Source organism: Demequina sediminis (assembly GCF_030296675.1).
In the GTDB taxonomy this organism is placed as follows: Bacteria; Actinomycetota; Actinomycetes; order Actinomycetales; family Demequinaceae; genus Demequina; species Demequina sediminis.
In genome coordinates, this window is sequence record NZ_AP027736.1 from 1412133 (window position 1) to 1432837 (window position 20705).

The 20705-nt window shown below is 70.2% G+C and carries 15 protein-coding genes, 1 other RNA gene and 3 pseudogenes; 4 read left to right on the forward strand and 15 right to left on the reverse strand.

The window, feature by feature from the left end; genetic code table 11:
* Position 1: 1 nt before the first annotated feature.
* Together QUE44_RS07235 and QUE44_RS07240 are read right to left on the reverse strand one after the other, a co-directional pair.
* Positions 2-1591, reverse strand: a complete 1590-nt coding sequence (locus QUE44_RS07235; RefSeq protein WP_286213836.1) for a hypothetical protein — start codon at positions 1589-1591, stop codon at positions 2-4.
* Positions 1573-2381 (reverse strand): annotated as a pseudogene (locus QUE44_RS07240) (ABC transporter ATP-binding protein). Before QUE44_RS07240 ends, QUE44_RS07235 begins: the two are co-directional and overlap by 19 nt.
* Before the next feature lie 94 nt (positions 2382-2475).
* On the opposite strand from QUE44_RS07240, the gene QUE44_RS07245 reads away from it, so the two are divergent.
* A complete protein-coding gene (locus tag QUE44_RS07245) occupies positions 2476-3546 on the forward strand; it encodes a fatty acid desaturase family protein (protein ID WP_425558014.1) in 1071 nt (356 codons plus the stop codon).
* A gap of 5 nt (positions 3547-3551) precedes the next feature.
* The gene (locus QUE44_RS07250) at positions 3552-4433 is read left to right on the forward strand and encodes a VOC family protein (protein WP_286213837.1); all 882 of its coding nucleotides are present in this window, start codon (positions 3552-3554) and stop codon (positions 4431-4433) included.
* 13 nt (positions 4434-4446) lie between these two features.
* On the opposite strand, the gene QUE44_RS07255 is transcribed toward QUE44_RS07250, so the two are convergent.
* The 5 genes and pseudogenes from QUE44_RS07255 to QUE44_RS14075 all read right to left on the reverse strand — a co-directional run.
* Positions 4447-5421, reverse strand: coding sequence for a calcium/sodium antiporter (locus tag QUE44_RS07255; RefSeq protein WP_286213838.1), 975 nt, complete (start codon positions 5419-5421; stop codon positions 4447-4449).
* Between the two features lie 84 nt (positions 5422-5505).
* Positions 5506-5874, reverse strand: a transfer-messenger RNA (tmRNA) gene (gene ssrA / locus QUE44_RS07260).
* A 74-nt stretch (positions 5875-5948) separates the two neighbouring features.
* Positions 5949-6722 carry a nucleoside phosphorylase gene (locus QUE44_RS07265; protein WP_286213839.1) on the reverse strand — a complete coding sequence of 258 codons (774 nt, stop codon included), beginning with the start codon at positions 6720-6722 and terminating at the stop codon, positions 5949-5951.
* A gap of 70 nt (positions 6723-6792) precedes the next feature.
* Positions 6793-7125 (reverse strand): hypothetical protein, encoded by a 333-nt coding sequence (locus QUE44_RS07270; RefSeq protein WP_286213840.1) that lies wholly within the window; start codon positions 7123-7125, stop codon positions 6793-6795.
* Between the two features lie 95 nt (positions 7126-7220).
* Positions 7221-7376, reverse strand: a pseudogene (locus tag QUE44_RS14075) (TetR/AcrR family transcriptional regulator); the annotation flags it as partial.
* Between the two features lie 185 nt (positions 7377-7561).
* On the opposite strand from QUE44_RS14075, the gene QUE44_RS07275 reads away from it, so the two are divergent.
* Positions 7562-10141: an MMPL family transporter gene (locus tag QUE44_RS07275; protein ID WP_286213841.1), complete on the forward strand. Its 2580-nt coding sequence runs from the start codon at positions 7562-7564 to the stop codon at positions 10139-10141.
* A gap of 73 nt (positions 10142-10214) precedes the next feature.
* Complete coding sequence (locus tag QUE44_RS07280) at positions 10215-11174, forward strand: serine hydrolase domain-containing protein (protein WP_286213842.1); 960 nt, start codon at positions 10215-10217, stop codon at positions 11172-11174.
* Between the two features lie 23 nt (positions 11175-11197).
* Here QUE44_RS07280 and QUE44_RS07285 read toward each other — a convergent pair whose 3' ends face one another.
* The 8 genes and pseudogenes from QUE44_RS07285 to adhE all read right to left on the reverse strand — a co-directional run bounded on the left by QUE44_RS07285 (position 11198) and on the right by adhE (position 20666).
* Positions 11198-11329, reverse strand: a complete 132-nt coding sequence (locus tag QUE44_RS07285; protein WP_286213843.1) for a hypothetical protein — start codon at positions 11327-11329, stop codon at positions 11198-11200.
* Positions 11326-13020, reverse strand: a complete 1695-nt coding sequence (locus QUE44_RS07290) for a DUF2207 domain-containing protein (protein WP_286213844.1) — start codon at positions 13018-13020, stop codon at positions 11326-11328. Before QUE44_RS07290 ends, QUE44_RS07285 begins: the two co-directional genes overlap by 4 nt.
* A gap of 94 nt (positions 13021-13114) precedes the next feature.
* On the reverse strand, positions 13115-13585 hold the full coding sequence (smpB, locus tag QUE44_RS07295) for an SsrA-binding protein SmpB (RefSeq protein WP_286213845.1): 471 nt from the start codon (positions 13583-13585) through the stop codon (positions 13115-13117).
* A 66-nt stretch (positions 13586-13651) separates the two neighbouring features.
* Positions 13652-15001: a peptidoglycan DD-metalloendopeptidase family protein gene (locus QUE44_RS07300; RefSeq protein ID WP_286213846.1), complete on the reverse strand. Its 1350-nt coding sequence runs from the start codon at positions 14999-15001 to the stop codon at positions 13652-13654.
* Positions 14998-15909: a permease-like cell division protein FtsX gene (gene ftsX, locus QUE44_RS07305; protein WP_286213847.1), complete on the reverse strand. Its 912-nt coding sequence runs from the start codon at positions 15907-15909 to the stop codon at positions 14998-15000. The genes QUE44_RS07300 and ftsX overlap by 4 nt, the downstream gene beginning before the upstream one ends.
* Positions 15906-16598, reverse strand: coding sequence for a cell division ATP-binding protein FtsE (gene ftsE / locus QUE44_RS07310; RefSeq protein ID WP_286213848.1), 693 nt, complete (start codon positions 16596-16598; stop codon positions 15906-15908). The genes ftsX and ftsE overlap by 4 nt, the downstream gene beginning before the upstream one ends.
* Before the next feature lie 88 nt (positions 16599-16686).
* Positions 16687-17796 carry a peptide chain release factor 2 gene (gene prfB, locus QUE44_RS07315; protein ID WP_286213850.1) on the reverse strand — a complete coding sequence of 370 codons (1110 nt, stop codon included), beginning with the start codon at positions 17794-17796 and terminating at the stop codon, positions 16687-16689.
* A gap of 163 nt (positions 17797-17959) precedes the next feature.
* Positions 17960-20666 (reverse strand): annotated as a pseudogene (adhE, locus tag QUE44_RS07320) (bifunctional acetaldehyde-CoA/alcohol dehydrogenase).
* Positions 20667-20705: the final 39 nt, after the last annotated feature.

The window sequence follows — 20705 nt, forward strand, 5'->3', positions numbered from 1 at the left end:
GTTACGCCACCGCGCCCAGCAGGCGGCCGGCGCGGCGGTCGTAGAGCGCGCCCGCGGCGCGCAGCGCGCCCACGTAGGCGCCGACCCCCGCGCCGATGCCCGCGACACACGCGAGCCACCCCCACCTGGGGTCGACGGTGAGCGACAGCACGAAGGGCACGAGCACGAGCGGCAAGAGGGCGAGCGCCACGGCCGACGACGCGAGTTGTGCAAGCAGCCCCGCTCCCACGGAGCCGATCTCGGTGCCGAATGGGCTTTGCCCTGGGGCGGGAGCGCGGTACGGCATGATCACGGCGGCCAGGGCCGCGACGCCGAGACTCACGCCCAGCACGCCCACGCACGCGCCGAGCAGCCCGGGCGCGTCGGCCCAGCGCCCCGTCCACGCGAGCGTGGCCAGCGCGGCGGCGATCACCAGCGGGAAGGCCCACGCGGCGGCCGCCGAGAATCGGCCCACCATCACCGCACGCCCGAGGCGCCCGGACACCACGTCGAGCCAGAGTGCGCTCGAGTCGAACGCGACGTCGTTGTGACGGCCCCACCCGGTGGTCGCGGCCAGGATGAGCGGCACGGCGTAGGACCAGCGCCCGTCGAGGTCAAACACGGGCACCACGAGGATCACGAATGCGGCGGGCAACAGCAACACCCCGGCGAGCGATGACAGGTAGCGCGGATCCGTCAGCCATGCGCGGCGTAGCCGCGCGTGGACGGCCGCGGCGGGCCCATCCGACGGCATCGCGAGCCGCACACGGGGGTCGAGCACGGCATCGTCCCTCCTGCGGCCCCCTCCCCCGCGTCCCGAGGGGCGCACGAGCGCATGGGCGACGTTCGCGTGCCACGCTCCGATCAGCACCGCGACCCAGCCGGCCTGCATCGCGAGACGCCAGGCGGCACCCGTCCAGTCGCCGTGCGCCGCGGCGACGGGCGCGGCGGCGCCCGCACCCAGGGGCGTCACCGCGAGCTGATCGAGCAGCACCTCGACGTCCGTCTCGAGCACGGTGCTCAGCCCGTCAGAGAACAGCTGCACCGCGACCAGCGCTCCGGCGGCGAGCCCCAGCAGGACCACGACCGAGGTCGCGACCTTGGCCCGCCGCGACGCGAGCACTCGGGCGCCCCACATCGCCGCGACGCGCGCGCCGACGATCATCGACGCCAGGGTGAGGGCGAGCCCCACCAGGGCGACCGCGAGCACCCCGGCTCCCTCGCCTCGCCACGACAGTCCCAGGACCGTGAAGGCGAGCACGAAGAACACGACGGGCAACGTGAGCACCGCGGCGGCAAGCAACCCCGGCATGAGCCGGCGCGCCTCGACGCCGAACGAGCGGAAGCGCACGGGATCGAGCGTGTCGTCGAGGCCGGCCACGATCAGCGGGACCACGATCCACCCGAGGGTGGCGAGCAGCGCGATCGCGATCATCGCGTCGCCGCGCACGCCCGGGTCCTGTCGCGACAGCGCGATCTGCGACCAGCCGAGCGAGGGAAGGATCATCAGCATCCACAGGACGCCGAAGCCGGTGGCGAGCGCGCGCCACCACTCGTGTCGCAGCAGGTGCCCCGCGGTGCGGAAGCGAATCCCTAGGACTGTCGCAACCACGCGAGGTCCCGGTGTTCGCGCACGTCACCCACGAGTTCGACGAAGCGCTGCTCGAGATCCGCGCCACCGCGGACGTCGTCCAGCGTGCCCGCCGCGAGCACGCGACCGCCCCCACCACCGCGACGCGGTCACACAGCCGCTCGACCAGGGCCATCACATGAGACGACATCACGACCGTGCCGCCCGACTCCACGAACGAGCCCAGGATGCGGCGGATCGCACCCGCCGACACGGGATCGACGGCCTCGAAGGGCTCGTCGAGCACGAGCACGCTGGGCGCGTGCACGAGAGCGCACGCGAGCCCCACCTTCTTCGTCATGCCAGCCGAGTAGTCCTTGACGAGCGTCTGGCTGTCGGCCGCGAGGTCGAGTGCTGCCAGCAGATCGTCCCTGCGCGCGCGGGCGGTCGCGCGGTCAAGGCCGCGCAGGCGTGCGGCATACGAGATGAGCTCCGCCCCCGTGAGCCGATCGAACGTGTGCAGTCCATCCGGCAGCACGCCCAGCAGCGGCTTCGCGCGAGCCGGCTCGCGCCACAGGTCGACGCCGAGCACCGCGACGGTCCCCGCATCGGGCTCAAGCAGGCCCGTCGCCATCGACAGCGTCGTGGTCTTGCCCGCGCCGTTGGGGCCCACCACTCCGTAGAAGGAGCCGGCGGGGATGTCGAGATCGATCCCATCCACCGCGAGCGTCGCGCCGAACCTCTTGGTCAGCCCGCGCATCGCAAGCGCGGGAGCGGAGGGGGTACTCACGCGCCTCAGCGTACTGGGACCGTGCGACACACCCTTCCCCATCCAACCTACGGTCGCGTAGGGTAGGGGGTATCCGCACCACGGGCGCTCGCGCTCATCACCGGCTGGGAAGTCACCACACCACGCCAGGAGAGGCATGTCCGCACCGCAAACGCCCGCATCGTTCCCGCTCAACCGCATGACGTCCACGTTCGCCTCGTTGCAGGCGACCGTGAAGGAGATGGGCCTCATGCGCCGCTCCTATGTCTTCTACGGCGTGTACGGGCTCGTGCTTGCGCTGGCGTTCGGCGGCGTCGTCACCGGATTCGTCCTGCTCGGCGACTCGTGGTTCCAGCTGCTCATCGCCGCGGCGCTCGGCATCGTGCTCACGCAGGTCGCCTTCCTCGCTCACGAGGCGTCGCACCGCACGGTGCTCGCGTCCGGTCCGGCCAATGATCGCCTGGGCCGCTTCCTCAGCACCCTCGTGGTCGGCATCAGCCACCAGTGGTGGATGCACAAGCACACGCGTCACCACGGCAACCCGAACAAGATCGGCAAGGACCCCGACATCGAGAAGGACACCATCTCCTTCATCGAGGAGGATGCCGTCAAGGCGCGCGGTCCCATCCGCTGGATCACGCAGCGCCAGGGCTGGCTCTTCTTCCCGCTGCTGACGATGGAGGGCCTCAACCTCCACTACCGCTCCGTGGCGTCGCTCCTCACGACCGGCACCCGCCTCGACAAATGGCGCGAGCTGCCCGCCATCGCGCTGCACTTCGGGCTGTACCTGGTCCCGCTGTTCTGGTTCCTCCCGCTGGGCATGGCGTTTGCGTTCCTCGGGATCCAGATGGCCGTCTTTGGCGTCTACATGGGTGCGTCGTTCGCGCCCAACCACAAGGGCATGATGATCGTGTCCGCCGACACCAAGATGGACTTCCTGTCGAAGCAGGTGCTCACGAGCCGCAACATCCGCGGCGGCTGGGCGATGTCGATCCTCATGGGCGGCCTCAACTTCCAGATCGAGCACCACCTCTTCCCGTCGATGGCGCGCCCTCACCTGGGCCGCGCCCGCGAGATCGTGCGCGAGCACTGCGCGACGCTCGGCGTGCCGTACACCGAGACCTCCCTGGTCGAGAGCTACGCGATCGTGATCGCGTACCTCAACCGCGTGGGCCTCGCGGCGCGCGACCCGTTCGACTGCCCCGAGCGCGTCGCGATGGGCCGTTAGGGACGATGCCTGGCCTCCCCGGGCGCCCCGGCCCGGATTCGATCGCGGCGGGCACCCGCATGGGACCCGTCGAGCTGCGGGTCGAGGATCTTGACCTCATGCTCGCGTACTACCGCGACGTGCTCGCGCTCGAGCAGATCACGGTCGACGGCGACCGCCACGTGCTGGGCCGCGGCGGCGTCGCAACCGTCACGCTCACCCCCTCGCGCGGGCTGCCCCGCTTCGACCGGCGCGGCGCGGGGCTGTTCCACACCGCCGTGGTGTTCGACACGCGCGAGGGCCTCGCGGCGGGCGTCGCGCGTGTGGCGCAGGCGGCGCCGGGCTCGTTCACGGGCGCCGCCGATCACCTGGTGAGCGAGGCGTTCTACTTCGACGATCCGGAGGGCAACGGCGTCGAGCTCTACGTCGACCGCCCTCGCGAGTCGTGGCGCCGCGACGGAGCGGGCCGGCCCCTCATGGGTACCGAGCACATCGACGTCAACGGCTTCCTGCGCACCCACCTGTCCGAGTCGGAGTTCGCGGCGCCCGCAAGCGCCGCCACGGTGGGCCACGTCCACCTGCAGGTGGGAGACATCCCCACGGCGAAGGACTTCTACGTGGGCACGCTCGGCTTCGACGAGGTGCTCGACATGGGCTCCGCGTTGTTCGTCTCGGCGGGCGGCTATCACCACCACGTGGGACTCAACACGTGGAACTCGCGCGGCGCGGGGCCGCGCGCCGCGTCCCTTGGCCTGGGCACCATGGACATCGTGCTGCCCTCCGCCGAGGACCTGGGGGCGGTGCGCGAGCGCCTCACGCACCGCGGCCTGACCATCGAGGACGACGGTCGCACGCTCACGGTGCGCGATCCATGGGGCTCACAGATCCGGCTCACCGTCGAGGCCTGACGCCATCCGCGGCCTACGCGGTCGCGACGAGCGCGACGGTGTACGCGGCCCAGGCCGTCACGAGCACCGCACCCTCGATGCGATTGATGCGGCCGTGCCCGCGCGGGCGATAGCCCATCGCCACGAGCGCGACCGTGAAGATCACCAGGATCGGCAGGTCGCGCGCGAGGGCGACCGGCTCGACCACGGTGGGGGCGATGAGGCCCGCGAGCCCCACGACGGCAAGCGTGTTGAAGATGTTGGAGCCGATCACATTGCCGAGCACCAGTTCTGTGGCGCCGCGCCTGGCCGCCGCGATAGCCGCGGCCAGCTCGGGTGCCGAGGTCCCGACGGCCACCACGGTCAGGCCGATCACGAGGTCCGACCAGCCCAGGCGCTGAGCGATGCCCACGGCTCCCCACACGAGGACGCGTGAGGCGACCACCAGCAGGACGATGCCGCCGAGCGTCCACGCCCACGCCCTGGCGCGGCTCATCGCCTCGATGCGTTCGCGCTCCTCCACCTCGATCGCGAGCTCGTCCGGCTCGGCCTCGCGCTGGCGGCGTCGCGCGTCCCAGATCGACCACGCGATCTGCGCGCCGAGCGCGGCCACGAGGATCAGCGCGTCGACGCGCGAGATCTCCCCGTCAAGCATGAGCACCGCGAGCAGCACGGTGAGGCCCAGCAGCAACGGCATTTCGCGCACGAGCACGCCACGATGCACCGCGATGGGCACCAGGATCGCCGTGGCGCCCAGGATGAGGCCGATGTTCGCGATGTTCGACCCGATCGCGTTGCCGAGAGCGATCCCTGGATCGCCTCCCGCCGCGGCGAACGCGGACACCACGAGCTCGGGCGCGGACGTCCCGAAGCCGACGATGAGCATGCCCACCAGCAGCGGCGACACGCCCATGTGAGTCGCGACCGCGGACGCACCGCCCACAAACCGGTCGGCGCTCCACCACAGCGCGAGGAGTCCGACCAGCGTGGCGAGGATCGCGAGCGTCATGGACAGAGCGTAACGATGCGGGCGGGCGTGCGAACGGCCGCCCACCCGAACCGGGTGCGGCGGCCGCTCGTGAACCACAGGGATGAGTGGAGATGCCGGGAATCGAACCCGGGTCCGCATGTCCAAACCGAAGTCTTCTCCGGGCGCAGCCTGAGGAGTATTTCTCGGCCCCCGGCACGCATCAGGCGAGCACGTCGGATAGGCCCAGTCATCTAAGAGTCCCGCAGCCCCCGATGACGAGGAGCTGAAGCAAGTTCCCTAGTCGACGCCAGGATCCGGGTCGGGAACACCCCCGGGCTGACGGACTTCATGGCGCTCGCTTAGGCAGCGAGGGCGAAGTCGGTGCGCTTGGAATCGGCACCTATTGGTTTGCAGGGGTCGTTAACGAGATAACCCTGCGTTCTCGGCCCGCTTCCCTTCGGAAGTAAACACACGTCGAAACCGATCATCCCCTGTGTAGTTGTAGGACCATTCTACCGGCACGACCGACACCGCCCAAGCCCCCACTGCCCTACCCCCGTGCGGCGCTACAACTCGAGCCGCACCGCGGTCTCGAGCGCGACCTCGATCGAGGCCATCCACCCATCCTTGAGTGCCGCGTTCTTCTCCGAGTACAGGCTCGCGCCGTCGACCAGGTTCGACGAGCACGCGCAGATCATCCCCGCACGCAGCCCGCGCAGACGCGCGACCACATACATCGCGGAGCTCTCCATCTCGACGTTGAGGATGCCCAACCGCGACAGCTCCGCGATCCACTCGGGCCCCTCGGCGTAGAACGCGTCGTCCGTGGCGTTGATGCCGGCGAAGACGCGCCGCGCGGTGCCCGCGGTGAGTTCGCGCGCCACCTGCGTGAGAGACGATGCCACGGCGAGGTCGGGCACGGCGGGATACCCGGGATGGACATAGGCGGCCGTAGTGCCGTCGTTGCGTAGTGAGCCCTCGGACACGAGCAGGTCACCCGGCTCGATGCCCGGCTGCAGCGCGGCGGACGACCCCACACGGATGAACGAGGTCACGCCCACGCGCGCGAGCTCCTCGACGGCGATCGCGGTCGAGGGGCAGCCCATGCCGGTCGAGGTCGCGGTGATGAGGCGCCCCTTGTAGTAGCCGGTCATGGTGCGGTGTTCGCGCCGGTGCGCGACCTCCGTGACGTCCGTGAGGAACTCGGCAATCATGGGCACGCGGAACGGGTCGCCGGGCAGGAGCGCAACCGTCCCCACCTCACCCGGCGCGAGGCCCACGTGATACTGGCGGGCGTTCAGACCCGCGGCGGACTTGTCGACAATGGTGGGCTCAGACACGAGCGACCCTCCGGCGCAGGACCCGAGCGGCGGGGCCCGCCGCTAGCGAAGGGCCTGCGTGGCGCCGAGGCTAGCAAGCGCAGGTTTCGCCCGTGTTGCCTGGCTCCACTCCGGGCAGCCCCATCACGATCCGCCAGATCCAGGTGGCGGCCTCGCGAGCCGAGGGGCGCGGATCGAGGGCGAGCCACTCGCCGATCACTCCCAGCACCAGCCCGGTGATGCCCGCGGCGACGGCGTCGACCGGGACCTCGCGCGGGATGACGTCGCCCGCCTCCGGGGCGAGCCCGCGGATCGCCTCGCGCGTCTTGAGTCGCAGCCGCGCGAGCACCGCCCCGTAGCCGGGCTCCGTGAAGACGCGCACGTAGAGCTCGGCATGGGTGTCGATGTGGTCGAGGAACAGCACGAGCGCCTCGGGGGGTCGGGCGAGTCGAGCTCGATGCGCTCGAGCTGCGCGCCCGCCTCCTCCGCGATGAGATCGAGGGCGTCGGCGAGCAGCGTCTCCTTGTCGGAGTAGTGCTGGTAGAACGTGCTGCGGTTGACGCCTGCGCGCGCCGCGATGTCACTCACCGAGACCTCGTCCACGCCGCGCTCGCGCGCGAGAGCGAAGAGCGCCTCCTGGAGGCGGCGTCGGGTCTTGACGATGCGGGCGTCCACACGGAGATTGTGGCACCTTTGGGGACACGTTCACCACCCGATAACCAACAGTTGTTGCACAACTCCCGCGCGTCACTTACGCTGATCCGAGGCCAGGAGCCCCGCCGCGACACTCGCACCGGGAGCCCGGCCGTCCCCGGCATCGTCGCCACCGCCCCCTTCCCTCACCGCAGAAAGGTGCCCCCGTGGCCAACCTCCTGTACCGCATCGGCCGCTCCGCGGCGATGCGGCCGCTCGTCGTGATCCTCGCGTGGATCCTCGCGCTCGCCGTCGCGGGCGGATCGTTCGTCGCATTCGGCGGCACGCTCACCGACAGCTTCTCGATCCCCGGCCTCGAGACCGAGCGGGTCACGGACCAGCTCTCCGAGGAGATTCCCGGGCTCGACGGCGGCTCCGCGCGCGCCGTCTTCCACACCGAGGACGGCACCGAGCTCACCACAGAGCAGCGCGAAGGCATCTCGGAGGCGCTCGCCGCGGCCGAGGACGTGAGCGCGGTCTCCGGCGTGGTCGACCCCTTCATCACGCAGGCGCAGCTCGCCGAGCAGCGCGCTCAGCTCGACGCCGCCCCCCAGCAGATCGCCGATGCGCGCGCCGAGATCGAGGCCGGCCAGGCTCAGCTCGACGCGGGTCAGGAGCAGCTCGACGCCGCCCGCGCGGAGCTCGAGGCGGGCCAGGCTCAGCTCGACGCCGCGATCGCGCAGGCCCGCGAGGCGGGCATGTACGAGGCCGCGCAGGCCGAGTTCGACGCGCAGCAGGCCCAGCTCGACGCTGGCCTCGCTCAGCTCGAGGAGCAGCAGTCCGAGATCTCGACGCAGCAGGAGCAGATCGACGCTGGCCTCGCGGAACTCACCGCGCAGGAGGCGCAGCTCGCGCTCGGGACGCAGCTGGCCGACGCCGCCGCCGGCATCCGCTCCGTCTCGGAGGACGGCACCACCGCGCTGGGCCTCATCCAGTTCGACACGCCCGTCTACGGCGTGGTGCAGACGGACAAGGAGGCCGTCATCGAGGCGATCTCCACCGCGGTCCCCGAGGGCGTCTCCGTCGACTTCTCGGCCGACCTCGCGTCCGACGTCTCCGGCATCCTGGGCGTGGGTGAGGTCGTGGGCGTCGCGCTCGCGTTCGTCGTACTGATGGTCATGATGCGGGCGATCTGGCCCGCGGTGCAGCCCATCCTCACCTCCGTCCTTGGCGTGGGCGTGGGCGTCGCGACCGCCCTGGCGTTCTCCGGCACGGTCGAGATGTCCTCCGTCACGCCGGTGCTGGGCGTGATGCTCGCGCTCGCGGTCGGCATCGACTACTCGCTTTTCATCGTCAACCGTCATCGCCAGCAGGTGAAGCGTGGCATGGACGTCCACGAGTCCGTGGGTCTCGCCAACGGCACCTCCGGCAACGCGGTCGTGTTCGCCGGCACCACGGTGATGGTCGCGCTGCTCGCCCTCAACGTCACGGGCGTGCCGTTCCTCGGGATCATGGGCACCGTCGCGGCCTTCTGCGTCGCGGTCGCGGTGCTCACCGCGGTGACCCTCACCCCCGCCCTGCTGGGCCTCATGGGGACCCGCGTGCTCGGGGCCAAGGCCCGCGCGAGCATCGGCGCTCCCGAGCACGCCGAGGCTCCCGTCGCCGCGATGCGCACCGGCCGCGCCGTGCTCGCGTTCCTCGCGGCGTCCGCCGCGCTGCTGGTCATCGCGCTCCCCGCGATGTCGATGCGACTGGGCCTTCCGGACGGCACCCAGGAGCCGCAGGACTCGACGCAGTACATCGCGTACACGACCATCGGCTCCGCATTCGGCGAGGGCGTCAACGGCACGCTGCTCGTGACCGCCGCGCTCCCCGAGGTGGTCACCGAGGATGGCGTGATCGCGACCCAGGCTGCCATCGCCACCGCGCTCATGGAGCACGAGGACGTCACGGCGGTCGCGCCAGCGGGCGTGTCCGACGATCGCGACTTCTTCGCCTTCCAGGTCATCCCGGCCGAGGGCCCGTCGAGCGAGTCCACCGCGGCACTCGTGCACGACCTCCGCGCGCTATCGCCGCTCGACGCCTCGGGCACGGCCGCGCGGGACGATGCGTCGCTGTCCGAGGTGGAGATCGGCGTCGCGGGAGAGGCCAGCGGCAACATCGACGTGTCCGAGAAGCTCGACTCTGTCCTGCCGCTCTACCTCGCGATCGTCGTGGGGCTGTCGATCATCATCCTGGTGATCGTGTTCCGCTCGCTGATCGTGCCGCTCATCGCCACGCTCGGGTTCGTCCTGTCGCTGTTCGCGGCGTTCGGCGCCGTGACCGCGGTGTTCCAGTGGGGATGGCTGAGCGACCTGTTCGGCGTCCACGACCCGGGGCCGATCCTGAGCTTCCTGCCCATCCTGCTGACCGGCATCCTGTTCGGCCTCGCGATGGACTACCAGCTCTTCCTCACCACCGGCATGCGCGAGGCCTACGTGCACGGCATGAACGCGCGCGAGTCCGTAGTCGCGGGCCTGCGCCACGGCCGGGCGGTGGTCACCGCCGCCGCGATCATCATGATCTCGGTGTTCGGCGGCTTCGTGTTCTCGCACATCGCGATGATCCGGCCGATGGGCTTCGGGCTCGCGATGGGCGTGCTGTTCGACGCCTTCGTGGTCCGCATGGTGATCGTGCCGTCGCTCATGCACCTCGTGGGCGACAAGGCGTGGTGGCTTCCGGGCTGGCTCGACCGGATCCTGCCGAACGTGGACGTCGAGGGCGCGGCGCTCGAGCGCGCCCACCCCGTGCCGCACGCGAGCGCGTAGGTCACCGCGCGACGATGCCCGCCCTCCCCGCGTGGGACGGCGGGCATCGTTGCTTGCGGGCTACGGTCGTGCCATGACGGTCCTCGATGTCGCCCAGCGACTGCTTCCGCGCCGCCACCGCACCGTATTGATCGCCGTCCACCGGGGCGGCGAGACGCTGCACCGGACCGTGGGCGCCGCCGAGGGCTCGGACGGCGAGATCGGCTCGGTGTCCAAGGGGATGACGGGACTGCTCCTGCACGACTCGATCGCACGCGGCGAGGTGACCACCGAGTCCACCCTGGGTGACACGCTCGGGCTGACCGGCGCGCTGGCTCCGGTGACGTTGGGCGCTCTCGCCACGCACCACGGGGGCGTGCCTCCGCAGCCCGCGATGGGCCCCGAGCGACCGCTCTTGCGCCGCACGTGGCGGATGTGGGCGCGCGGCGAGAACCCGTACGGAGACACGCTCGCGCAGCTCATCGAGCAGGCGGAGTCAACCGCTCTCGGGCGACCCGGCTTCGTGTACTCGAATCTGGGTTTCGAGCTGCTGGGCGCGGCGCTCGCGCGCGCGGCAGGCACCACCTTCGCGGCGCTCCTGCGGGACCGGCTCACCGTGCCGCTGGGCATGACCGACACGTATGCGCCCGCGACTCGCGACGAGTTGCGCCCCGCGGCGCTGACCGGGACCAGCAGGAGGGGCCGGCCTCACGCCGCGTGGACCGGCGAGGCGATCGCACCGGCGGGCGGGGTCCGCACCACCGCGGCCGACCTCGGGGCGTTCGTGGGCGCGCTCGCGGAGGGCAGCGCGCCGGGGATCGGCGCCCTCGACCCTGTCGCGGAGGCGGGTCGCGGCGCACGCATCGGCGCCGCGTGGATCACGCTCGAGGCGCGCGGACGCGTCGTGACGTGGCACAACGGCCGCACGGGCGGATTCGCGTCGTTCGTGGGGGTGGACCGCGAGGCGCGTGCGGCGGTGGGCGTCGTGAGCGCCACCGCGGCGGGCTTCGACGCGGCGGGCCTCAGGATGCTCGACGCGGTCGCGCGCGCGTAGCGGCGCGGGTCAGGGGACCGGCCTCACCAGCCGCCGCCGCCCCCTCCGCCGCCACCACCACCGGAGAAGCCGCCGCCGGAGAAGCCCGACCCGCCAGAACTGGACGGGGTGGGGGCGCTCATCGCGGCATCGGCCATGCTGGTGAACTCGCTCATGCGGTGGCCGAAGCCGCCCGCGTGCAGCCAGAACGCACCGTAGGCCGCTCCGTGATACCAGGTGGGCTCGGCGAGCTGCACGCCCTGCGCGGCGAGTGCCTCGAACTTCCTGGTCCACTGCTCCGTGACGCCAAACGCGATCGCGTAGGGCAGGTAGCGCCCGAAGATGTCCTGGCCCTCCTCGAAGCGCAGCTGCTCTCCTCCGCGGTGCGCAGGTACAGCTCGAAGCCGCGCGTCTCGGCCAGCACACGCGTGCCCTCGGGGGTGCGTGCCGGCGCGATCTTGGTGGTGACGAGCATCGCGAGGCCCAGGATGATGACCGGGATGCCCAGCAGCGCCCACGAGCTCACGTTGGCGAGGCCGATCGTCGCGAGCACGCCGCCGATCAGGATGCCGATGCCCACGCCGGCCCACGCCTGACGCGCGTGCGAGGGGTTGCGGTTGAACCAGCCGAGCTCGGTCACCTCCGCATAGAGCTCGGACTGGACCTTCGCCATGTCGGCGTGGAACGTGGTCTTGAGGTCCGTGAGCGTCACGCGGTCGCGGCCGTCGAAGACAGCGTCGAAGAGCGTGCGCGCGTAGGGGCGGAGGTTGTCATCCGCCTCGCGCGTCTTCACGAACGCGTAGTCCTTCTCCCCCACCTCCTCGATCACCAGGTAGCCGCGCACCGCGAGATCGACCATCGTCGCGGTGACGTCGCGCGTGTCCGCGACCTCGTCGATCAGCGTGCCCAGCTGTCCTGGCCGCAGGTTCGCCGGCGGAGCGAACGCGACCGCGACGGGCTCGTTGCGGTTGCGGCGCGTGACCTGCGCCTCGGCGCCGAAGGCGGGCGCCACGCCGGGCGTCAGCCCCGCATACGCCTGGTCCGTCCCCGTCGCGAGCAGTCGGCGCACGATCAACCACCCGCCGCCCAGCAGGATGAGCAGCGCGGCTCCCACCGTCCACGGCGTGAGGCGGAAGGCGCGCGCGAAGTCGTTGCTCTCGACCAGCACGGGCGTGGTCTCGTGGGTGCCGGAGGGGAAGAGCACCGCGACCGTGAGCGGCTCGCCGGGGGCGAGCGCGTCCTGGGTGAAGGTCGCCGATGCCCCGGTCGAGTCCGCCGCGCCGCACGCGGCGTCTCCGCCCGCCTCTCCCGCCCAGCACTGCACCGCGGTGACGTCGGCGGCGCCCGTCACGGTGACCGCGATGTCGCTGATCGGCGTCTCCCAGCCGTCGCCGATGACGTTCCAGTAGAACTCGTCGCCCGCGACGCCCGTCTCGGTCTCGTCGGCCGTGGTCGCGTTCATCACGGCGTCGATCGTGTACTCGAGGACGTAGGTCTGCACTCCGGAGACATCGTCCACGTCCTCGTCACCCACGCGCACCGCCAGCCAGTCCGACCCCTCCTCGAGGTAGACCTCAGCGGGCGCGCCCGAGGGAGAGGAGGCCGTGACGTCGGTGATGTCGTACACGCGCGCATACGTGTCGTCGTAGCCCTGGCGGATCGGGAGGGTCCAGAACGGCCCGTGGCCCGGCTCATCGCCGAAGTTGAAGTCGATCTCCACGCGCACGCGAGCGGACCCGTCCTCGGAGAGCACGTAGGTCGCGTCCCACCTGTCGACGCTGCGGCCGCCGTCGGTCGCGGCCTGCGCGGCGGTGGGGAAAACGGCTGCGACCAGGGCGATCGCGAGGGCGGCGAAGGTGCGCGTCATGCCCCCCATCATGCCGAAGCCGCGGCGCACGCGGTGACACACGCGCGGTGGTCACCCCACACCGGGGTGCGGCGCATCGTCCCCGCGCGCATCCTCAGGTGTTGAGGCGGCGCTGGACGCCCAGCGAGCGCTCCGACTCGCGCTTGTCCTGCTTCTCGCGCAGGGCCTGGCGCTTGTCGTGCATCTTCTTACCGCGGCCGAGGCCAATCTCGAGCTTCGCGCGGCCGTCGAGGAAGTACAGGCGCAGCGGGACGATCGTGAAGCCCTTCTCGCGCGTGCGCTGCTGGAGGTCCTCGATCTCATGGCCGTGCAGCAGGAGCTTGCGCTTGCGACGCGGGGCGTGATTGGTCCACGTGCCCTGCGAGTACTCCGGGATGTGGATGTTCTCCGCCCAGGCCTCGCCGCCGTCGATGTACACGTAGCCGTCGCCGATCACGGCGCGCCCCTGGCGCAGCGACTTCACCTCGGTGCCGGTGAGCACGATTCCCGCCTCGAAGACATCGTCGATGAAGAAGTCGTGGCGCGCGGCGCGGTTGGTCGCAACCACCTTGATGCCGTCACCCATGACTCACCTCCTCGATGTCCTCGCCCGGGCGGGCGACGCACCAGTCTACCGGGACGATGCCCTGGTTCAGGAGCCGATGACCGACATGGGGTCGACGGTCTCGCCGTTGACGTAGACCTCGAAGTGCAGGTGGCATGCCGTCGACGTGCCGGTGGTGCCGGAGTAGCCCACAAGCTGGCCGCGCGTGACGTACTGGCCCGAGCCGACCGCGGCCCGGGTCAGGTGGTTGTAGCTCGACATGAGCGACTTGCCGCCCACGATGCCGTGGTCGATCATCACCTGGTTGCCGAAGCCGCCCTGATACGACGCCCACTGGACCTGACCCTCGCGGGCGGCGTAGATGGGCGTTCCGCAATAGGCGCGGAAGTCGGTGCCGGCGTGAAGTCGCCAGTAGTTCAGCACGGGGTGGTAGCGCATCCCGTAGCTCGAGGTGATGTACGGCACCTCGGTCGGATAGCCGAGCGTGCCCTTCGACGGACCCGCGCCGCTCGATCCGCCGCTCGATCCGCCGCCTGCGGCCGCCTCTTCCTGACGGCGCTTCTCTTCCTCGGCAAGCTTCTTCGCCACGAGGCTCTTGAGCTTGTCGCGCGTCGCCTGCTGCTTCGCCGCGATCTCGTTCTGCTTGGCCAGCTCCTCGGCCTTGCGCTCCTCGAGCTGCGCCTTGATCGCCCGCTGCTCCTCGACGATCGCGTCGAGCGCGGCCTTCTTCTCCGCCGCGGCCTCCTGGAGCACCTTGGTCTCCGCGACCAGGCGGTCGGCCTCGACCTTGAGCTCCGCGATGTACTCGCGCACGGCCTCCTGGCGGGCACCGCGGTTGCGGTTGACGGCGGCGATCTCCTCCATGTCAGCCAGGGAGTTGGACTGCACGCGCGACGCGTTGTGGTCCGCGGCAAACTCGTCGACAAACTCCTGCGAGGTGGTCGCGCCAAACACCAGGCTCAGCGCCTCGTCGTCGCCCACGCCCTGATACTGGGCCCGCGCGAGCGCCGCGACGATCTGCTGGAGGTCGGCGATGCGGTCCTCGTCCGCCGCGATCTGGTCGGAGATCGCCTGGTCCTGAGCCTCGGCGGCCGCGAGCTTGTCGGCGACGAGCTGCTGCTGCACGAGTGCCTCGTCGACCTTCTCGTTCGCCGCGTCGAGCTCGGCCTGCGCCGCGGGCAGCTTGGCCTCGGTCTCGCGCAGTGCGCGCGCGGCCTCGACGATCTCCGCGCTGGTGTCCTCGAGGGCGGCCTCGAGGTCCGCCATCTCCTGCTCGTAGCGCTCCTGCTCGTCGCGCGTGCGGTCGATGTCGTCGTCGTAGCTGGACGCGGCCTGGAAGCCGCCCACGGCATCGGCGCCGGACACGACCGCGCCGGTGACCAGGGCGATCATGAACATTGCGGCGGCCACGACGGCCGCGGACCTTAGCCGAATCATGCGCGCGTGTACCTCCCGAGCGTGACGAGCGACGCGATGGCGGCGAGCCCCACGGCGATGACCATGAGCCACGGCGCGACCGCCCACACGTCCTGCGCCCCAATGTACTGAACCCACGTGACGGAGCCGCGCAGCCAGTCCTCGACGAGGTAGCGCACCCCGAAGTACAGGCCGCCGACGGCGAGCAGCGCGCCCGCCGTCGCGGCCACCGCGCCCTCGAGCATGAACGGCATCTGGATGAGCGAGCGGGACGAGCCCACCATGCGCATGATCTGCGTCTCGCGACGCCGGCTCAGCGCGCTCAGGCGGATCGTGGTGGTGATGAGCAGCATCGCGGCGAGCAGCATGACACCCGCGAGCGCGGCCGCGATGAGCGTCGCGGCGTTGAGGAAGCGGAACAGTTCGGAGAAGATCTCGCGCTGGTCCTGGACCACGTCGACCCCCGGCAGGCCCTCGGTCGCGTCGGCCACCACCTGGAACTGCTCGGGATCGGAGAGCTTGACGCGGAAGCTGGGCTGCATCTGGTCCGGCGTGAGCGAGGACCAGATGCCGTCCTCGTCGTTCGCGACGAACTTCTCGTAGGCCTCTTCGCGCGACTCGTAGAAGACCTCCTGGACCAGGTCCTGCAGCGCGCCGTCCTCGAGCACGCCGCGGATCGACTCCTCCTGGTCCGCGGTCACCGCGCCCTCGGCACAGCGCTCGTTGCGGGAGTTCTCGGGGCACAGGAAGATCGAGATCTCGACCTTGCCGTACCAGTCGTCCTTGAGCTGGTCGATCTGCATCTGGATCAGCGCGGCCGCGCCCACGAAGGTGAGCGACACGAAGGTCACGAGCACCACGGACAGCGCCATGGTCGAATTGCGGCGCAGGCCGTTGACCACCTCGCCCAGGATGAACTGGAGCCTCACACGCGCTCCAATCCGTAGACGCCGCGGTCCTGGTCACGGACCAGCTGGCCGCCCTTGAGCTCGATGACACGCTTGCGCATCTGGTCCACGATCTCGTCGTCGTGGGTGGCCATGAGCACCGTGGTGCCCGTCCGGTTGATGCGGTCGAGCAGTCGCATGATGCCCACCGAGGTCCCGGGGTCGAGGTTTCCCGTGGGCTCGTCGCACAGCAGGATCGGCGGGTGGTTGACGAATGCGCGCGCGATCGCCACGCGCTGCTGCTCGCCGCCCGAGAGCTCGTGCGGCATGCGCCGCTCCTTGCCCGACAGGCCCACGAGCTCGAGCATCTCGGGAACCGTGGACTGAATGTGGTGACGGTTCTTGCCGATCACCTGGAGCGCGAACGCGACGTTCTGATAGACGGTCTTGTTGGGCAGCAGGCGGAAGTCCTGGAACACGGCGCCGATCTCGCGGCGCAGGTGCGGCACGCGCCACGCGGACAGCTTGTTGAGGTGGCGCCCCGCCACGTAGACGTCGCCGCCCGTGGGTCGCTCCTCGCGCAGCACGAGCTTGAGGAACGTGGACTTGCCCGATCCCGAGGATCCGACGAGGAAGACGAAGTCGCCGCGCTCGATCTCGACGGACACGCCGTCGAGCGCGGGGCGGGCGCCCCGCTTGTAGACCTTGGTGACGTTATCGAGTCGAATCATGAGTATCGGGGCGCGAGGGGTTGGGCACACGCCACCTCAGCATCGTAGGAATACCGCTCGGGAGGAGCAGGGAGGCGCGCCGCGAGGCCTACTCGGCGTTCTGGGCCGAGCGACGCCAGCGGATGCCCGCGTCGATGAAGCCGTCGAGGTCACCGTCGAACACGATCTGCGGGTTGCCGACCTCGTAGCCCGTGCGCAGGTCCTTGACGAGCTGCTGGCCGTAGAGGAAGTACGAGCGCATCTGGTCGCCCCAACTCGCCTTGATGTCCCCGGCGAGCTCCTTCTTCTGCGCGGCCTCCTCCTCCTTCTTGAGCAGGAGCAGTCGCGACTGCAGCACGCGCATCGCGGCGGCGCGGTTCTGAATCTGCGACTTCTCATCCTGCATCGACACCACGAGGCCGGTGGGCAGGTGGGTGAGGCGCACCGCGGAGTCCGTCGTGTTGACGGACTGGCCGCCGGGGCCCGACGAGCGGAACACGTCGACCTTGATGTCGGACTCGGGCACCTCGATGTGGTCCGTCGACTCGATGAGCGGGATCACCTCGACGGCCGCGAAGCTGGTCTGGCGCTTGTCGGCCGAGCCGAACGGGCTGATGCGCGCGAGGCGGTGCGTGCCCGCCTCGACGGACAGCGTGCCGTACGCGTAGGGGGCGTTGAGCTCGAAGGTCGCGGACTTGATGCCGGCGCCCTCCGCGTAGGAGGTGTCGAGCACCTTGGTGGCGTAGCCGTGACGCTCGGCCCAGCGCAGGTACATGCGCAGCAGCATCTCGGCGAAGTCCGTGGCGTCGTCGCCGCCCGCGCCCGAGCGGATCGTCACGACGGCGTTGCGCTCGTCCCACTCCCCCGTCATGAGCGTGCGGATCTCAAGGGCGGAGAGGTCCTTCTTGAGCTTCGCGAGCTCGACCTCCGCCTCGGCGAGCGTGTCCTCGTCCTCGCCCTCGGTGCCCATCTCGACCAGCACCTCGAGGTCGTCGATGCGCCCACCCATGCGGGTCACGCGGTCGAGCTCGGCGTTGGCCTGGCTGAGCTGGCTGGTCACGGCCTGGGCGTTGTCCTGGTCGTCCCAGAGGTCGGGGGCGGCCGCCTGGCTCTCGAGCTCGGCGATGCGCGCCTTGAGCTTCGCCGGGTCGGTCACCGCCTCGATCTGAGAAAAGGTCGAGCGCAGTTCTTGAATCTCGGTCGCGAAGTCGGTGGCCACGAGGATTCAGTCTAGTGCGGCGCGCGCGGGGCACGCCGCTGGCGGCGCATCGTCCCGGCGCTCGCGCCCCGCACACGGCACAGGACCCCGACGCTCGGATGGAGCGTCGGGGCCCTGCGGGAGCGACTCAGGGGACGGTCGAGTCCCCGGAGCCAGACTGTGGTCAGGCCTTCTTGCGAGCGACCTTCTTGGGGGCGGCGGCGGGGCCCGACTCGGTCTTGCGGCCGGCCTTCACCTCGTCCCACGTGATGCCGTAGTACGCGGCCTCCATCATCACCTTCATGTCCTCGAGCATCGGCAGACGCGGGTTCGCCGGGGCGCACTGGTCCGCGTAGGCGTTCATCGCGAGGGTGTCGAGTCCGGACATGAAGTCCGTCTCGTCGACGCCGACGTCCTTGAACGACCGCTCGATGCCCACCTTGTCGCGCAGCTCCTCGACCGCCTTGGCGTAGGACTCGACGCCCTCGTCGGGGGTCGAGGCCGGCAGACCGAGCATCTTCGCGATCTGCTGGTAGCGCTCGGGAGCCACGTAGGACTCCGCCTTGGGCCACGAGGTCGGCTTGGTGGGAACCTTGCCGTTGTAGCGGATCACGTGCGGCAGGTAGATCGCGTTGGTGCGGCCGTGTGCGACGTGGTGCGTCGAACCGGTCACGTGCGACATGGCGTGTACGAGGCCCAGGAAGGCGTTCGCGAAGGCCATGCCCGCGATCGTCGCGGCGTTGTGCATCTTCTCGCGCGCCTTGACCGCGCTGCCGCCGACCGTGACGGACTCCTCGATGTACTCGAAGACCATCTTGATGGCCTGCAGGGCGAGGCCGTCGGTGTAGTCGTTGGCGTACACCGAGACGTAGGCCTCGGTCGCGTGGGTGAGGGCGTCGAAGCCCGAGTCCGCGGCCACGCGAGCCGGGAGGTTCGCGGTGAGCACCGGGTCGACGATCGCGACGGTCGGGGTCAGCGCGTAGTCCGCGAGCGGGTACTTGCGGCCGGTCTCGGGGTCGGTGATGACCGCGAACGGCGTCACCTCGGAGCCGGTGCCCGACGTGGTCGGGATGCAGACCAGCTTCGCGAGCTCGCCCAGCTTGGGGAACTGGAACGCGCGCTTGCGGACGTCGAAGAACTTCTCCTTGAGGTCGGCGAAGTCGATGTCGGGGTGCTCGTAGAGCAGCCACATGACCTTGGCCGCGTCCATGGGCGAGCCGCCGCCGACCGCGATGATCGTGTCGGGCTTGAAGGCGCGCAGCACCTCGGCGCCCTTGCGGACCGTCGCGACGCTCGGCTCGGGCTCGACGTTGTCCATGATCTGCACGGACACCGGGTTCGCACGGCGGTTGAGGACGTCGAGGACCTTGTCGACCACGCCGATGCGGGTCATGGTCGCGTCCGTGATGATCGTGACGCGCTCGACGCCGTTCATGTCGTGCAGGTACTGGATCGCGTTGGGCTCGAAGTACGTCTTCGCCGGCACCTTGAACCACTGCATGTTGTTGTTCCTCCGGCCGATCCGCTTGACGTTGATCAGGTTCACCGCGGTGACGTTGTTCGACACCGAGTTGCGCCCGTACGAGCCGCAGCCCAGCGTGAGCGAGGGAAGGAAGGCGTTGTAGATGTCGCCGATTCCACCGTGCGAGGACGGCGAGTTCACGATCACGCGGATCGCCTTGACGCGCTTGCCGAACTCCTTGATGAGAGCGTCGTCGGTCGCGTGGATCGCGGCCGAGTGGCCCAGGCCGTGGAACTCGACCATGCGCTCGGCGTAGTCGAGGCCCTGCTCCGTGGTCTCGGCGCGCAGCACCGCGAGCACCGGCGCGAGCTTCTCGCGGGTGAGGGCTCGCTCTCGCCCACGGTCGACACCTCGGCGAGGATGATCGAGGTCTCCTCGGGCACCGAGAAGCCCGCCTGCTCGGCGATCCACTGCGGCGACTTACCCACGACGTTCGGGTTGAGCTTGGCACCGGCGCAGTTCTCGCCGTTCGCCTGAACGCCGAAGATGAACTCCTCGAGCTTCGCCTTCTCGTCCGCCGTGACGCGGTACGCGTGGAGGCGGTCGAACAGCGCGAGCGCCTCGTCGTAGATCTCGGTGTCGAGGATGACGGCCTGCTCGGACGCGCACACCATGCCGTTGTCGAACGCCTTCGAGATCACCAGGTCGTTGATCGAGCGCTTGAGGACAGCGGACTTGTGCACGTAGGCGGGCACGTTGCCCGCGCCGACGCCCAGCGCCGGCTTGCCGCAGCTGTAGGCCGCCTTGACCATGGCGTTGCCGCCGGTCGCGAGGATCAGCGCGATGCCGTCGTGGTTCATGAGCAGGTTGGTCGCCTCGAGCGAGGGGTCTCGACCCACTGGATGCAGTGCTCGGGCGCACCCGCGGCGATCGCGGCGTCGCGCACGATCTTGGCGGCCGCGACGGACGACTTCTGCGCGCTCGGGTGGAACGCGAAGATGATCGGGTTGCGGGTCTTCAGCGCGATGAGCGACTTGAAGATCGCGGTCGAGGTGGGGTTGGTCACGGGGGTGACACCCGCGACCACGCCGACGGGCTCCGCGATCTCGGTGATGCCCGTGATCGGGTCCTCGCTGATGATGCCCACGGTCTTCATGGGGGCCATCGAGTGGGTCACGTGCTCGCACGCGAAGATGTTCTTGACGGCCTTGTCCTCGAACACGCCGCGGCCGGTCTCCTCGACCGCGAGGACGGCGAGCTCGCCGTGCTGGTTGAGGGCGGCGACCGAAGCCTTCTTCACGAGAAGGTTGACGTCGTCCTGAGTGAAGGTGGAGTAGGCGTCCAGCGCGCGCTGCGCGTTGGCGACGAGCGCGTCGATCGACTCCGCGACGGTGGTTTCCGCCGGCGTCTCCGGTGCGGTGGTAGTCATGGTGATTCGGCTCCTCTGGCGCGGGTTCCGGCCCCCTCC

Bases quoted from the DNA above. Each gene is read 5' to 3' on its own strand.
- QUE44_RS07255 (WP_286213838.1), bottom strand. From the start codon at position 5,421: ATGACGCTCGCGATCCTCGCCACGCTGGTCGGACTCCTCGCGCTGTGG.
- QUE44_RS07245 (WP_425558014.1), top strand. From the start codon at position 2,476: ATGTCCGCACCGCAAACGCCCGCATCGTTCCCGCTCAACCGCATGACG.
- QUE44_RS07250 (WP_286213837.1), top strand. From the start codon at position 3,552: ATGCCTGGCCTCCCCGGGCGCCCCGGCCCGGATTCGATCGCGGCGGGC.
- QUE44_RS07290 (WP_286213844.1), bottom strand. From the start codon at position 13,020: ATGACGCGCACCTTCGCCGCCCTCGCGATCGCCCTGGTCGCAGCCGTT.
- smpB (WP_286213845.1), bottom strand. From the start codon at position 13,585: ATGGGTGACGGCATCAAGGTGGTTGCGACCAACCGCGCCGCGCGCCAC.
- ftsE (WP_286213848.1), bottom strand. From the start codon at position 16,598: ATGATTCGACTCGATAACGTCACCAAGGTCTACAAGCGGGGCGCCCGC.
- QUE44_RS07280 (WP_286213842.1), top strand. From the start codon at position 10,215: ATGACGGTCCTCGATGTCGCCCAGCGACTGCTTCCGCGCCGCCACCGC.
- QUE44_RS07300 (WP_286213846.1), bottom strand. From the start codon at position 15,001: ATGATTCGGCTAAGGTCCGCGGCCGTCGTGGCCGCCGCAATGTTCATG.
- QUE44_RS07285 (WP_286213843.1), bottom strand. From the start codon at position 11,329: ATGAGCGAGTTCACCAGCATGGCCGATGCCGCGATGAGCGCCCCCACC.